Raw genomic sequence first — 14,084 nt, 5'->3', positions numbered from 1 at the left:
CTAACTTATATGTTTTACCATCGCCACTGCAACGGCATGGGCGCTGGCGGGGTTTTGCCCCGTGATGACGCGATTGTCTTCAACTACCAATTCGCTCCAAGGCTGACCTTTCCGATATTGCTTGGCGGCTCGCGCTAGCGATTCTTCCAGTAAGAAGGGAATATTATCGATCGTACCGTAGTCCACTTCTTCCTCACGGGTAAAGCCGGTTACTGTCTTGTTTGCCAGTAGCTTTTCGCCATTACTCAACGTGATAGGCAACAAACCCGCCGGCCCGTGACACACAGCCCCCAACAAACCACCCTGCTCATAATGAGTGGCGCTCAGTTTTGCTACAGTTTCATCGGTCGCCAAGTCAGATAGCAAGCCAAAACCACCGGGATAAAAAATCGCCGCATAGTCGTTTACATTAATATCGCTTGCTTTTAGCGTATTTTGAATACGGCTCTGGAAGGTTTCGTCGGCGAGTATTTTTGCGTTCACCGCGTCGCCTTCAATGTCTTTGCCGTAAACGGGTGCCTCACCGCCCTTAATCGACACCAAATCATAATCGAGGCCCGCGGCCTGAAATACGTCTAATGCATGGGTAAGTTCTGGTGAATATGTGCCATTGGCTTCGTTCGTACTGCCGAGTGTGGCGTGATTGGTTACAAAAATAAGTACTTTTTTCATGAGTCCTCCACTACAAATATGCGTGCCTATAAACAGACCTGAGGCTATTTAGTAGAGAATTCAAGGGGGAAAGGATCATAAGTGCAGCACGGTTGAGGTAATCAGCGCATAACGCAAAAACTTTCCTGCAGTAACCAAGATAACGAACCATTTGAGCGGAACCCGAAGCACACCTGCCAAAACTGTAAGTGGATCGCCAATAATAGGTACCCACGCAAAACAGAGGGAGAGCATGCCGTACTTACCAAAGCGCTGTTCTGCTTTTAATAAGTCATGTTCCGACACTCCAAGCCAACGTTTTGCGCCTCCCCTACCCGCCCAAAAACCGAAAGCATAATTAGTTAGCGAACCGAGCACGTTACCAACCGTTGCAACGGCCACGAGCGAGTATGGAGACAACTCCGCCAACAGTAACCCTGTTAAAACAATTTCGGAGCTAAGCGGAAGAATAGTTGCAGCCAAAAATGCAGCTACAAAAAGCCCAGCGTACCCAAATTCTGCAAAGTATTCCTGCACTCTGTAATTTCGCCTGAGCAAGAAAAAAGATGCAGGTCAAAGTTTATCCTTTTGATTTACCGACCAAAGTAAAGTGAAAGAGGAACCACAATGACCTGCGATATATAGGATAGATCGATTGGCAATGTTTTGGAATTATTAATTGAACAAGGCTTGGACGTTACAGCCGAAACGATGCCGTTACAGCGAGAACGGCACCTTGGAGCCGGCCCCTATACTGGCCTTGTTCGGTACTCGATGTGTGCTACATCGATTTTTATTGGATTTGTTTTAGCAGATAATTTGCCCGCAGGTTTTTCCCTTTACCGCCTCGGATAGTAACGGCAAACCTATTCAAACAAATATCTTGCACACGCAGTGCTGGCATTCTCTACCCGCAAACCGCTGCCATAAAGCATTTCAATGCTGGGCAATAGCGCATACTATACACTTGCTGATCGGCTTTAAGCAGGCTAAAGTCGTCAGATTAATTTAAAACTGCGGGACGTTAGTGTCGCAGTAATAAAGATAAATGAGCATGCACTGTTTGTGTGCGGTGAACGCAGGGGAACGCACGGTGAAATATCCCGTATCTATGAGCTCTCTCTCCGATTTACTCTCCTCAATACACCCCGCATGCTTAGTATTCAAATGTTATGTTTCATGAATTCCTACCTTGCGAATCCCTAAGTTGTAACGTACGTTTATAAGTACATCAAGTTGTACGTAGGTGATACTAATGACAAGAGTACGTGTTGACGAGGATATTCGACCTCTATCTGAGTTTCGAGCCGGAGTTGCAAAGTTTGTGAAGCAAATCCATGAGACGCGGCGCCCGATGGTACTAACGCAGCGCGGTCGCGGGGTTGCAGTTCTGGTTGATGTTCAAGAGTACGAAAAGATGCAAGAGCGCTTAGAAGTGCTCGAAGAAGTTTACCGCGCTGAAGAGCAAATCGCTAATGGTGCCGGAATTTCTAATGAAGATGCGAAATCACGCATTTTGAGTAAGCTAGCTCAATGAAGGTAGTTTGGTCTCCACTTGCGCTAGAACGCGTAGAAAGTATCGCTCAATACATTGCCGAAGATAAGCCGAGTGCGGCGTTACACGGGGTTGATGATTTATTTTCTTGCGTTGATCGCTTAGCTGAATTTCCGGACAGTGGGCGAGTCGTCCCTGAGGTGCGCTTACAGCGTATTCGAGAAGTGGTGTTTGGCTCTTACCGAGTCATCTATAGCGTAACAAATCAGGTGGATATTCTAACGGTGCGCCGAAGCAGTCAGATATTGAAACCCTCTGAGCTCAGCGTCTACTACAGCGTTTTCAAAAGCGCATGAGCAAGGCTAAAGCCTTATCGGCCTTAGCTCACAAGCTAGGCAGTGCCGTCTATTTCATGTTAAAGAACGAGAACATATTCGATGAAAAACGATTCTTAAAGAGTTAGTCACGTAGCAGGATGATGATCAACGTCTAACTGGATCATGACGGAGTGTGCTGAAAACCGGTGTCTGCTGACTGGGTACGCAACCCTCGAACCGAATTTCTACACCCACTACGAAGCCCGTCGCTTTGATTATCCATGGCGAAATCGTAACCCGCTTTTTGACTAGGACAGATACCGGTTAACCGATGAATGTCTAGTGCCCCAAACTAATCTGCAAGGAGCAACTCAGTTTGGCAGTGGATAACCACCACACTAAGAGAGCCTCAATAGGTGTTTGCTGTAAGCCACCAACAGCCAACGATGACACACGAAGCAGGCTCACTGGCTCAGAAATTTGGTATTGGCCGCTCACACGGCGGCCAATAAAAAAACTAGTGCCTATTTGACAGGACGAAGACTCATAGGTGTTCGATGCGGTCTCACAACTTTGCCTCCAGCAGCTCTCTTAACGGATTTGGAAGTATTAACCGCGACTTTTCAGTGATAGATTTTTCATGCTTTTGCCAAAGTACTCCAAGATAGATAATGCCGAGCCCAATAGCCGTTAAAGCGAAAGGAAACAACCAGCTATCTTTAAAAACGTCAGACGCCAGATACCCCAGATAACCACAACTTCCGAGGGCACCAAAAATAACGAACACCCTACGAATCAACAACACGCCTATACCTATCATTAATAGATTAATACAGAAATATATGAATTTTGACAGTTCGCTATCTGAGTGTTGAGAGGATAAGCCGCCCCAGAAGGCAATCACACCGAAAATATAAACCCAGAAAGCGTAGTCGGCTTTTTTATGTGAGCGAACATCAATCCAAAACGCTAGGCTTATCATTAGTACCCCCGAATACAGGGAAACCAACTTCCTTAATTCCCATGTAATATCCCCACCAGAAATCATCGCTGTTATGTCCATTGTCATGTACCAAAAAGTTACGGCAATTGGCATGATCAAAAAAGGATACTTGTACTTCCAGGCAAAAACGGCTCCCACGGCTAGCGTACCCAACTCCATATATAGCCAATGCCACTTTATATATCTGTGGTAATCTCTATATACACTTTCGTCAGGCCAGACCCCTAACCATTGCTGCAGGCCATAGATTGCTAATGGCGTTAAACAAACGACAAATGTTGCGCAAATGCCGGCTGGAATAGCCATGCTCTTTGCTGCAAACGAGCTAGAAAATCTAAAACCTACACCAGCATAAAGAAGAGAGATAAAAAATATGCCTGCGCCACCAAAGGATTCCCAACCAAGATTCATGAAGAGAGTCATGGCCCCTATAGCGATAAGCCCACCAAGATAATAGAGAACGTGAGTAAAAGTAAATCTTGGAACATCTTGATATTGAGCAGCCAAAAACTCGTAGAGAGCATCTGCTTGCTGCAGTGAAATTATATTTTTCGCAGCGGCATCTTCTAATTTTTTCTTTGTTACATCCATGATTGGCCTCTCAGGCTAAGGGCATCTAACGCCCGAAATAACCGGCGTGCGATAGCGCTCCGGCGCCGCAGGCGCGTAGTTTATTGACTTGTTATCTTCTTCCGTGGTTGCCGAGCAGAATACCGTTCACACTCAGATCTTCATCCAACTGGGGCCAATGAATTCCCTCCCCGTCACCGAGTATCTCCCAATCTTTTAACTGAGATTCGTTTGCTTGGGACAATGAAGGAAACCAAGCCAGTGGAACTGAAATGGTACGCCCGTCTACGAGCTCTACAATCAGTGAATCCATGTCAAAGCTGACTGACTGTGCAAGGGGGTGATGTTCAACTGCTAAAGTAGCCATTCCAAGCCTCCAAAAACGTATCTTTATTTTCGACAACGAGTTGCTCGAGTTTTCTCAACTCTTTCGGCGCAAACCTTGTAGAGCTTGCTAGGGCTACTGGTTTTAACCAGAATTTGGCAAGCATCTTCTCACGTTGAATATGTATATGAGCGGGCTCAGCGTTCTCATTACTGTAAAAAAAGAAGCGATAAGGCCCTATTCTTAATACTGTTGGCATGCTTAAAGATTATCCTAGAAAGAGCACGACGCCAAATTGAAATTAACTCTCGCGATCACCTGCGGGCGCCGAAGGCGACCGTCCGGTGTATCGCTTTGTTAGGAAGCAATACTCCGCCTTGAATCGCGATTCCTGCGCCCGTGAAAGTATGATTCATTCTACGAACGTAGCACTCTATTCCACCCGGCAGGCGCGCAACCCGCCGACCACCAGGCAATCATCATCGAAGTGGAGGCCAACGGTCTCCCACGCGGGGCCCTGCCGGACACCTCTGTACTCGGCCTTCGCCGTCGGTACGAGGATAAACGACGGCCACGGACCACTCCAGTTGCCACGATAGGTGCCATCGCTGTTCCAAACCAGATTCCAGTACTGATTCCAATGCTCGAATTCCGCGTACACGAAAGTGGTCCACGGTCCGAGGTCCGCGAAGCGCGAGCCGGGGGCATTCTTAAAAGAACCGATCACGTGCAGGGATCGCAGCTCGCCGCCGTTCTGGCTACTGATTTGAGAGATTCGGTTCAGGAGGGGGCGGGTGCGCTCTACGGGATCTTCACCCTCGGCCAGCATGCCCGCGATTGCGTCTTTCTGGCCCACTTCCAACCGGTCCATCGCGTCCTTGGTACGCTGATTGAGCTCGGCGAATTGCGTTCGCTGCGCCTCGGTGGGATTCAACATCGAGTTCAGCACTGACTGGCCGGAAAGCTTGGCAAACAACCGAGTGTCATCGGCTGTCAGCTCCAACGTTCCCCCCTCCAGATGATAGATCCCTTCCCGTTGCCCGGCCTCCTCCGGGCTGGCGGCAGAGGCGGCCTCGACGAGAGGCGGCAGGGGGAATTCCGCGTCGAACGCGGCAGCCAGAAGACGTTCGCGTTGCTCCAGTGCAGATATCACCGACGCGGAGACCATTAACGAGTTGCCCTGGATATAGAAGAACAGCTCTTTTTCCGGCAGCCATACGAACTCGGCGGAGAATATGCCGTTGCTGCCCTGGTGACTGATCATCCTGCCCCATTTGGTATCGCTCACTACCCAGCCGTAGGCGTACTTGGAATTATCGCTCCACTCGTCGATGTAGCCCGTGGTCCAGCGCAGTGCGGCCTCGACGTCCAGCACGCCCCGGCCCCGGACGGTGTTCAGCCACCGGTGCATGTCGTCGACAGTGGTGTGCAGGCCGCCGTTGGCCCGCAGATTCCAGTTCGGCCCGTCGTCGAGCCAACCGCGTCCTTGCACGAGGCCCCACCGCTCGCCGTTCCGGTAACCAGCGGCCAGCCGGTCCCGATCCCAAGCAGGGAGCAGATAGCCGGTCTCGCTCATACCGGCGGGCAACAATAGTTCGTTGCGCAGAAATGCCTCATAACTCTGCCCCGAGACCCGTTCCACAATCATACCCAGGAGCGAGTAACCGGCGTTGGAATACGCGTAACCCGAACCAGGAGCGAATTGAAGCGGTTCCGCCATCAAGCGGTCGAGATAGGCTTGGGCTGCGATCGATTCTTCATCCGGTCCAACACCCTCGGACAGGCCAGAGGAATGTGTCAGGAGCTGGTGGAGGCTGATGGCTTCCCAGCCCTCCGGAAGATCGTCGAAATACAGGTCAAGGGAATCGTCGACGGACAGCTTGCCCCGACTCTCGAGCAGCAGGATTGCCGCACCCGTCATCTGCTTGGTGATCGAGCCGTGGGACTGGACGGTCGTAGGCGTGTACGGGCGGCGCGACTCGCGATCCGCCAAGCCATACCCCTTGCGCAACACCACTTCGCCCCCGTGGTCGACGATGATCGCCCCGGAAAAACCAAGCGCCTCCAAAGCCGAGAGGTAGCGATCTATATTCAGACCGATTGAGGACTGATGGTCCACCACTCCAGTGTCCGAATCCGATGTATCCTCTCCAGACCGGAGATCAGCGCTATTGCATCCGAGGAGGATGGAGACTAAGGCTATTGCGATCAGACAAATCTGGGAAATGTCGATCCTCGTCCTTTCACGCGGTGTTCCTGCGGGAATGCGATATCGGATACACATCATGACTCTGGACTTCATATGGCTTCCTAACACCCGCATAACGGGCAAAAATACGTAGGCTACAATACCAAGCGAAGCGCAGGGAGCCTACGTTTTTTTGTCCCTGGCGAGCGCAGCGAGTGTTAATGCGCTTGTTATGTGCGTGCAGAAACAAGCCTTTTGTTTTGCATCATTTTAAATAAAAAGTAGATGGTAATAATAGGACAAATAAACAGCGCTTTGTATGAAAAAGTGACTGGGTATGTATCTGGTAACCAGAGTCCGATAGCAATTGCAAAAAGAATCGAAGTAAAGCCTAAACAGCAGAAGATCAAAAGGGAATAGAGTGCAATTTTCAGCAGAGTGGAGGGCATTGGAAAAATTGCTTTTTCGATGAGCTTGTACCCTGTAACGAAGAATACAATTGTTACCAGATTTGCAAAAAATAGATCCATCTAAGAATTCTCTTTAGCACATAACATTTGAATACTAAGCATGCGCGGTGTATTGAGGAGAGCAAATCGGAGGGAGAGCTTGTAGATACGGCGTATTTCATCATGCTTTCCCTGCGTTCGCTAAGCACAAACCGTGCATGCCTATTTATTGTTGTTATGGCGACAGATACGTCGCTTCGTTTTATTTAACCTGTTGACTTTAGCCTGCTTCAAGTCGATCAGCAAGCGGATAATATGCGCCATTGTCTAGTAAAGTGTGCATGCAGGTGTTGGCAAAACAAGCTAGTTTAATTCAATACAATGGATGAAAAACAACGGATGTTAACTTATGCCCCCAAGCCCATTCATGGAAATGCTGCGTTCAGAAATGCGCTTGCGCGGTAATTCACTGCGTACTGAGAAATCTTATCTTTACTGGATTCGCCAATACATTCGTTTTCATAATTTGACGCACCCTAGCGAGATGGGCGCTGAACATGTTAAGTCGTTTTTATCATGGCTGGCATGTGAACGCTATGTTGCCGTGAATACGCAAAAGGTCGCGCAGCGGCCTGAGGGTAAATGAATGTCTCGCCTTGCGTGTGCAGGATATCTGTTTAAAAACCTTTGCCGTTACCATTCGTGGTGGTAAAGGAAATAAATGCAGGCAGAGTATTCTCAGCCAACACCTTATTGCACCATTAACTGAACTAATAACTTCTGCGTTAGATGTTCAGCGAAAGGACAATGAACGCGGCATTGGCCCCTCTATGCCATTGGCTTTAGCTCGCAAGTATCCAAGTGCATATAAAAGCCCAGGATGGATGTTCATTTTCCCTTCCTCAGGACTATGTGCTCATCCAGTGACGGGAGAGGTTTGTCGCCACCACTTGCACGACAGTGTTATCCGAAAGGCATTGAAACCAGCTGTAACGGCGGCAGGTGTTCATAAAAAAAGTTAACTGCCATACATTTCGACATTCATTCGCAACGCATTTGCTATAAAATGGCTGCGATATCCGAACTGTGCAAGAGCTACTCGGGCATAATGATGTCAAAACCACTCAAATATACACCCACGTGCTTGGACAACACTATGCCGGTACTATGAGCCCATTGGACAGAATAAAAGGAGCACTGTAACCTGCCGCATATGTGCACCACCGATGGCACATTATCAACTTGCCTAATGGCTGCAGGCCGTTTATTGTTGACTCCATCTGATAAATAATAGGCACGGATGCGAACGCAAACGAGCATGCACACTTCTTATAACAAGAACACAGGGAGCCGTTCATGAAATCCTCAGTATTCGCTGCTCCTCGTCTTCAATACACCGCGCATGCTTAGTATTCAAATGTTATGTGCGTCTACTGTCGAACCTAAGTAAGGAAACCAATGAACATTACTAATTACCTAGACAACATAAATAAACGATACAAACTTGGTAATGCCACCGAGCATACTTATCGGGGTGATTTGCAACAACTATTAGAAAGTTTGGTGCCAGAAATAAGAGCGACTAACGAAGCCAAAAGACAATCTTGCGGAGCACCCGACTACATTCTGACTAAAAAAGAAATCCCAGTAGGTTTTATTGAAGCTAAGGACATTGGTGACAAAGACCTTGAAGGAGCAAAGAAAACGGGAAACAAAGAACAGTTCGACCGTTATAAGGCTTCATTAAACAATTTAATTTTTACCGACTATTTAGACTTCCACTTATACATTGACGGGATTTTTATTACAAAAATTGCAATTGCTGAAATAAAAAATGGAACAATCGTCCCGTTGCCTAACAACTTTGGCAAATTTGAAAATCTAATCAAAGACTTTTGCGTTCACACTGGACAAACAATAAAAAGCCCAAAGAAATTAGCCGAAATGATGGCGGGCAAAGCCCGCTTGCTGTCTGATATTATTGAAAAGTCTTTGACAAGTGATGAAGCCAATCAAGAGGACAGTACGCTAAAAGATCAAATGCTGGCTTTTAAGGAAATTTTAATACATGACATCACACCACAAGGTTTTGCAGATGTTTACGCTCAAACCATTGCTTACGGAATGTTTGCAGCTCGTTTGCACGACTCTACTTTGGAAACTTTCAGCAGACAGGAAGCGGCTGAACTGATTCCAAAATCAAATCCATTTTTACGAAAACTTTTTGGTTACATTGCTGGGCCTGACATTGACGACCGAATTAAATGGGTAGTAGAAAACCTTTCGGAAATCTTCTTGGCGTGTAACGTAGAAGAAATTTTGAAGAACTATGGGAAATCCACCAAAATGGAAGACCCAATCATCCATTTCTACGAAACATTTCTAAGCGAATACGACCCAAAATTGCGTAAATCTCGTGGCGTTTGGTACACACCGCAACCCGTAGTTAATTTTATTGTTCGAGCAGTTGACGACATTCTAAAAACGGAATTTGATTTGCCACAAGGTCTAGCCGACACCAGTAAAACGACTGTGAAAGTTGATAGCCAAACACCCGACAAGCGTTCGGCAACAGGCTACAAACAAATGGAGAAAGAAGTACACAAAGTACAGATTCTTGACCCGGCCACAGGAACAGGAACTTTCTTGGCGGAAGTTGTAAAACACGTTCATAAAAAATTTGAAGGACAGCAAGGTATATGGAGTAACTACGTTGAAACGCATTTAGTGCCTCGTTTAAACGGTTTTGAGTTGCTAATGGCGAGTTATGCAATGGCACACTTGAAATTGGATTTACTTTTAACCGAAACAGGTTACAAGCCAACCACCAATCAACGATTTAGAGTTTATCTAACCAACAGTTTAGAAGAACACCACCAAGACACAGGAACATTGTTTGCCAATTGGTTGAGTACAGAAGCCAATGAAGCCAACCACATCAAAAGAGACACGCCAGTAATGTGCGTGATTGGAAATCCGCCTTATGCTGTAAGTAGTACGAATAAAAATGATTGGATTCAAGATTTAATTTCTGACTACAAGAAAAATCTCAATGAACGTAAAATCAACTTGGATGATGATTACATCAAATTCATTCGCTACGGACAACATTATATCGACAAAAACGGAAGTGGCGTTTTGGCTTACATTTCCAACAATAGCTTCTTAGATGGTATTACTCACAGGCAAATGCGAAAACATTTGTTAGAGAGCTTTGATAAGATTTACATCTTGGATTTACACGGTAATTCTAGGATAAAGGAAACTTCGCCAGACGGTAGTGTAGACCAAAATGTGTTTGATATTATGCAAGGTGTTTCAATAAACATATTTGTAAAGAATGGCAATAAAAGCAAAAATACTCTTGGTAAGGTTTTTCACTCAGAACTTTACGGTAAACGGGATTTAAAGTATAAATCTCTTTCTGAATTTGATTTTGACAATGTGAAATGGAAGAACCTGCCTTTGGATGACTACTATTTCTTTTTTGTTCCAAAAGATTTTGAACTTGAAAAGAAATATTACGACAGTTTTAAAGTTACTGACCTATTTCAAGTATATGGTTCTGGATTTAAAACTGAAAGAGATTCTGTTACCATTCATTTCACAAAAAATGACATAGAAAAAGTTATTAATGATTTTAAGTCTTTAACAGAAGACGAAATAAGAAGAAAGTATAACCTAAAAAAAGATGCTCGCGATTGGGGCGTATTAAGAGCAAAAAACGACTTAATTAACAATAATGATTCGAATTTATATAAAAAAGTGGTATATAGACCTTTTGATGTAAGACATACCTATTTCACAGGTACTTCAAAAGGTTTTATAGGAACGCCTGGAACTAAAGTAAATTCATTACTGCTTAAAGAGAATATCGCATTATTATTTAAAAGACAGTGCAAGCAAACATTTTCATATATTTTTTTAGTTGATAAGCCTTGTGAATCTTGCACTTTTGAAAGTGCATTTGCAAATAATATTTCTTTTCCATTATATATCTACCCAGATAAAAAAACAAAGATTTGTCTGCTGATGGGCAAGAAAGAACCCCAAATCTAAACGCTGAGATTGTAAATCAAATTGCTGAGCAATTAGGTTTAACTTTCACCAACGAGAAAGAAGCCACCGAAAACACCTTTGCACCAATTGATATTTTAGATTACATCTATGCGGTTTTGCATTCGCCTACTTACCGAGAGAAATACAAAGAATTTTTAAAAATTGATTTCCCGAGAGTGCCATACCCAAAAGACCACGACACTTTTTGGCGATTGGTAAAACTAGGCGGTGAAATACGCCAAATTCATTTATTGGAAAGTTCAACCGTTGAGCAATACATTACTCAATACCCAATGGACGGAGATAATATAGTTGACAAACCTAAGTATAAAGACGGTAAGGTTTACATCAACGACACGCAATATTTTGACAATGTTCCGCAAGTAGCTTGGGAGTTTTACATTGGTGGTTATCAACCTGCTCAAAAGTGGCTCAAAGACCGTCGAGGAAGAACTTTAGAGTTTGACGATATTTTGCATTATCAAAAAATTATTGTCGCCCTTTCAGAAACAGATAGATTGATGAAAGAGATTGACGCAATTGAGTTCTAATAAAAAGCACATAACAAGGCGCTCAACCGGACGGGCTAAAGCCCGCCGGTTAGCTTGGCGTTATACGTCTATGTAGCTGCGTGGGGCAAAGTATCGCAACGATGAACCAAGGAAGGAGGAATTATGAAAAGTGAGGGAACTGGGAAAATCGCCCTTGAACACCGCCAGACCTTTATAGGAGAGGGAGTAAAGCAGTTTTTGAATATTGAAGGCTTTGAGTACTTGCAGGATGATCACCACGACGTATAACAAAAGGCGTTAAATTTTTGCCTACCCTCGCAGACTATGCTGTAATACGTTGTAGTCACTAACTATGAGGGGTATAGTCATGGGCGTCACCACGGTTCGCCTTCAAGCACAAGTTGAACAACGTTTGGAAGCTATCGCCAGCAGGCTGCACCGTAGCAAAGGCTGGGTGATCAACCAGGCATTGTCGGAATACATAGAAAAGCAGCAGCTTGAGCAAGAGCGTTGGAAACAAACGTTAGAGGCAATGGAGTCTGCTGCCCAAGGCAAGGTTGTTGATGCCAGCGAGGTTCACAGTTGGCTTAATAGCTGGGGAACCGAAAACGAGCAGGATGCGCCGAGGTCAGGTAAGTGAAACTGGTTTACACGGATGAAGCCATTGATGATTTGAAACGCCTCAGGGAGTTCGTTGCGGTGCACAACCCGTCGGCGGCAGCCAAGATTGCCACCGAACTGGTTGGCAAAATCGAATTACTTCCAGACTTCCCTAGAATGGGCACACCAGTTGAAATGGCACCGGTGCCTGACTCTGTTCGAGATATAGTTTTCGGAAAATACGTTGTTCGATATTCAGTTCATGCCAGTGCCATCATTATTCTCCGTGTGTGGCATGGCCTTGAGGGCGAACGATAGCAATTTAACCAAAAGCGGCTCTCGGATGCCCTTGTCTCCGCTTCGCTGCGTCAAGGTCGCCGATGCGCTCTGCGTTAGGCATTCAGAGAGGAAAGATGCACACTTCAAATAATAAGTATCTTTTGGCTGCGGCAATATGTTGTTTTGCCGCAGCACTTGCTCATCTTGGCTGTATTGTTTTCGGAGGCGATTGGTATCGCTTCTTTGGTGCAGGCGAACAGATGGCCCTGATGGCAGAGCAAGGGCTTTGGTATCCGACAATTGTAACCTCTGTCATTGTCATGGTGCTTTTGGTTTGGGCGCTTTATGGCTTGTCGGGCGCGGGCGCAATTAAACGTTTACCTCTGACAAAATTGGCGCTAATCCTCATTGCCAGTATATTTTTAATTCGTGGCGTTTCCTTCGTCGGGTTAATGCCAATGTTCCCAGAAAACAGCCTGACGTTTTGGTTAGTTAGTTCTGGTATCTGTTTGTTTATTGGTGGCCTGTTTGCTGTAGGTTCTTGGCAGCAGTGGTCAGTTTTAAGTGGCAAAAATACCTAACAATACGCACCACTGGCTCCCCTTAGTCGCTGGCTGTTTGAAACCACAAGAGAAGGAAATTTGATGACTAATTACGTTGGCTCATGCCTGTGTGGCAATGCAAAATTTGAAGTGCGAGGAAAGTTAGAAAGCTTTTACCTTTGTCACTGCCAGCATTGCCAAAAGGATACCGGGTCTGCTTATGCGGCTAATCTATTCTCGCAGTCAGCCAAGCTGACTTGGTTGGCGGGCTCCGATTCTGTGACTACCTTCATACTTCCAGGCACTCGCCACAAAAGAAGTTTTTGTAAGTTCTGCGGTTCCGCATTACCCAGTATTCATGAGGTAGGTCTGCTCGCCATTCCCGCTGGCTGTTTGGATACGAAGGTATCTATGTCACCAACAGCTCACATTTTTACATCGAGCAAAGCTAATTGGGAAAATGATTTAGGTGATACGCCAGAGTTCGAGGGGCTACCAGAGTAAGCATCACGTCTCGCTATCACTGTTAGATTTGCTCCTCAAATTTTGATTCATGACCGCCCTTCTGGCTCACACTCACATGCATAGTTTCAAAAAGTATAAATATACCGCTGCACGGTATGCCCGCCATCAGTAATTTCCGAATGCAGCTCACCACCGTTGGCGCGTATGGTTTTGGCGGAGGCTTGGTTGTCGGCATAACAGTGAATATGCACGGGCTGAATACCACGTGCCTTGGCTTGTTCAATAGTGAGTTTCATCAGTAAATTGCCGAACCCTTTACCCCGCTCGCTTGGGCGTATACCTAAGCCGATGTGGCCACCTGCATGTGCAATACGTTCATTCAAATGGTGGCGAAGATTAGACACGCCGACAAGCTTGTCGCCACTAACCAACCAATAGGTGGTGGACGGAACATAGCCTTCCGGTAGGTTGATGCCTTGGCGAAAGTTTTCAATGCGCTCAAGCAACGCGGCAAAGTCACTGGCGTCGAAGTCGAGTGGGAATGGGTAGCGCTCTTCTTTGCCTAACTCTGCAATGTATTGGTGGTAGCTTTCGGCAAAGCTTTCATTCGGCAAAATCAGCTTCATTGG

Annotated in this window: 19 protein-coding genes and 1 pseudogene; 13 read left to right on the top strand and 7 right to left on the bottom strand. The window is 45.9% G+C overall.

The features are described from left to right. Together DQW12_RS00935 and DQW12_RS00930 are read right to left on the bottom strand one after the other, a co-directional pair. Entirely contained in the window at positions 1-672 is a 672-nt protein-coding gene (locus tag DQW12_RS00935) for a type 1 glutamine amidotransferase domain-containing protein (RefSeq protein WP_113905840.1), read from the bottom strand. Positions 673-747: 75 nt separating this feature from the next. Further along, complete coding sequence (locus DQW12_RS00930) at positions 748-1,188, bottom strand: YqaA family protein (RefSeq protein WP_113905839.1); 441 nt, start codon at positions 1,186-1,188, stop codon at positions 748-750. 718 nt (positions 1,189-1,906) lie between these two features. On the opposite strand from DQW12_RS00930, the gene DQW12_RS00925 reads away from it, so the two are divergent. From DQW12_RS00925 to DQW12_RS00915, 3 genes and pseudogenes are all read left to right on the top strand, one after another. After that, positions 1,907-2,188, top strand: coding sequence for a type II toxin-antitoxin system Phd/YefM family antitoxin (locus DQW12_RS00925; RefSeq protein WP_113905838.1), 282 nt, complete (start codon positions 1,907-1,909; stop codon positions 2,186-2,188). Continuing rightward, positions 2,185-2,502 carry a type II toxin-antitoxin system RelE/ParE family toxin gene (locus DQW12_RS00920; protein ID WP_113905837.1) on the top strand — a complete coding sequence of 106 codons (318 nt, stop codon included), beginning with the start codon at positions 2,185-2,187 and terminating at the stop codon, positions 2,500-2,502. Before DQW12_RS00925 ends, DQW12_RS00920 begins: the two co-directional genes overlap by 4 nt. Then, positions 2,478-2,609 (top strand): annotated as a pseudogene (locus tag DQW12_RS00915) (IS110 family transposase); the annotation flags it as partial. The gene DQW12_RS00920 and the pseudogene DQW12_RS00915, both read left to right, overlap by 25 nt. Before the next feature lie 419 nt (positions 2,610-3,028). On the opposite strand, the gene DQW12_RS00910 reads toward DQW12_RS00915, so the two are convergent. The 4 genes from DQW12_RS00910 to DQW12_RS00895 form a co-directional block, all read right to left on the bottom strand. Next, positions 3,029-4,057: a DUF2157 domain-containing protein gene (locus DQW12_RS00910; protein ID WP_113905836.1), complete on the bottom strand. Its 1,029-nt coding sequence runs from the start codon at positions 4,055-4,057 to the stop codon at positions 3,029-3,031. Between the two features lie 91 nt (positions 4,058-4,148). Continuing rightward, entirely contained in the window at positions 4,149-4,403 is a 255-nt protein-coding gene (locus DQW12_RS00905; protein WP_113905835.1) for a DUF2442 domain-containing protein, read from the bottom strand. Beyond that, a complete protein-coding gene (locus tag DQW12_RS00900) occupies positions 4,384-4,620 on the bottom strand; it encodes a DUF4160 domain-containing protein (RefSeq protein ID WP_113905834.1) in 237 nt (78 codons plus the stop codon). The genes DQW12_RS00905 and DQW12_RS00900 overlap by 20 nt, the downstream gene beginning before the upstream one ends. Before the next feature lie 174 nt (positions 4,621-4,794). Then, positions 4,795-6,483: a serine hydrolase domain-containing protein gene (locus DQW12_RS00895; RefSeq protein ID WP_157957808.1), complete on the bottom strand. Its 1,689-nt coding sequence runs from the start codon at positions 6,481-6,483 to the stop codon at positions 4,795-4,797. Positions 6,484-7,407: 924 nt separating this feature from the next. Here DQW12_RS00895 and DQW12_RS13745 point away from each other — a divergent pair. The 10 genes from DQW12_RS13745 to DQW12_RS00850 all read left to right on the top strand — a co-directional run bounded on the left by DQW12_RS13745 (position 7,408) and on the right by DQW12_RS00850 (position 13,494). Then, entirely contained in the window at positions 7,408-7,644 is a 237-nt protein-coding gene (locus DQW12_RS13745; protein WP_157957807.1) for a site-specific integrase, read from the top strand. Between the two features lie 16 nt (positions 7,645-7,660). Continuing rightward, complete coding sequence (locus tag DQW12_RS13740; RefSeq protein WP_368732015.1) at positions 7,661-8,020, top strand: site-specific integrase; 360 nt, start codon at positions 7,661-7,663, stop codon at positions 8,018-8,020. Positions 8,021-8,084: 64 nt separating this feature from the next. Next, complete coding sequence (locus DQW12_RS13735; RefSeq protein ID WP_368732014.1) at positions 8,085-8,201, top strand: hypothetical protein; 117 nt, start codon at positions 8,085-8,087, stop codon at positions 8,199-8,201. Positions 8,202-8,456: 255 nt separating this feature from the next. After that, the gene (locus DQW12_RS13665; RefSeq protein WP_198683871.1) at positions 8,457-11,057 is read left to right on the top strand and encodes a type ISP restriction/modification enzyme; all 2,601 of its coding nucleotides are present in this window, start codon (positions 8,457-8,459) and stop codon (positions 11,055-11,057) included. After that, complete coding sequence (locus DQW12_RS13660) at positions 11,021-11,608, top strand: type ISP restriction/modification enzyme (protein WP_198683870.1); 588 nt, start codon at positions 11,021-11,023, stop codon at positions 11,606-11,608. The genes DQW12_RS13665 and DQW12_RS13660 overlap by 37 nt, the downstream gene beginning before the upstream one ends. A 123-nt stretch (positions 11,609-11,731) precedes the next feature. Continuing rightward, complete coding sequence (locus DQW12_RS13655; protein WP_269800907.1) at positions 11,732-11,857, top strand: hypothetical protein; 126 nt, start codon at positions 11,732-11,734, stop codon at positions 11,855-11,857. 79 nt (positions 11,858-11,936) lie between these two features. Then, the gene (locus tag DQW12_RS00865) at positions 11,937-12,209 is read left to right on the top strand and encodes a CopG family ribbon-helix-helix protein (RefSeq protein WP_113905829.1); all 273 of its coding nucleotides are present in this window, start codon (positions 11,937-11,939) and stop codon (positions 12,207-12,209) included. Beyond that, the gene (locus DQW12_RS00860; protein ID WP_113905828.1) at positions 12,206-12,487 is read left to right on the top strand and encodes a type II toxin-antitoxin system RelE/ParE family toxin; all 282 of its coding nucleotides are present in this window, start codon (positions 12,206-12,208) and stop codon (positions 12,485-12,487) included. Before DQW12_RS00865 ends, DQW12_RS00860 begins: the two co-directional genes overlap by 4 nt. Before the next feature lie 95 nt (positions 12,488-12,582). Beyond that, the gene (locus tag DQW12_RS00855) at positions 12,583-13,029 is read left to right on the top strand and encodes a hypothetical protein (RefSeq protein WP_113905827.1); all 447 of its coding nucleotides are present in this window, start codon (positions 12,583-12,585) and stop codon (positions 13,027-13,029) included. Between the two features lie 63 nt (positions 13,030-13,092). Beyond that, a complete protein-coding gene (locus tag DQW12_RS00850; protein WP_113905826.1) occupies positions 13,093-13,494 on the top strand; it encodes a GFA family protein in 402 nt (133 codons plus the stop codon). Positions 13,495-13,580: 86 nt separating this feature from the next. Here the strand turns inward: DQW12_RS00850 and DQW12_RS00845 are convergent, their stop codons facing one another. Next, on the bottom strand, positions 13,581-14,081 hold the full coding sequence (locus DQW12_RS00845) for a GNAT family N-acetyltransferase (protein ID WP_113906579.1): 501 nt from the start codon (positions 14,079-14,081) through the stop codon (positions 13,581-13,583). Between the last annotated feature and the right edge of the window lie 3 nt (positions 14,082-14,084).

This window comes from Aliidiomarina celeris (assembly GCF_003316875.1).
GTDB classification, from domain to species: Bacteria; Pseudomonadota; Gammaproteobacteria; order Enterobacterales; family Alteromonadaceae; genus Aliidiomarina; species Aliidiomarina celeris.
Note: the sequence above shows the minus strand (reverse complement) of the source record. Positions and strands in the feature narration are given on the sequence as shown.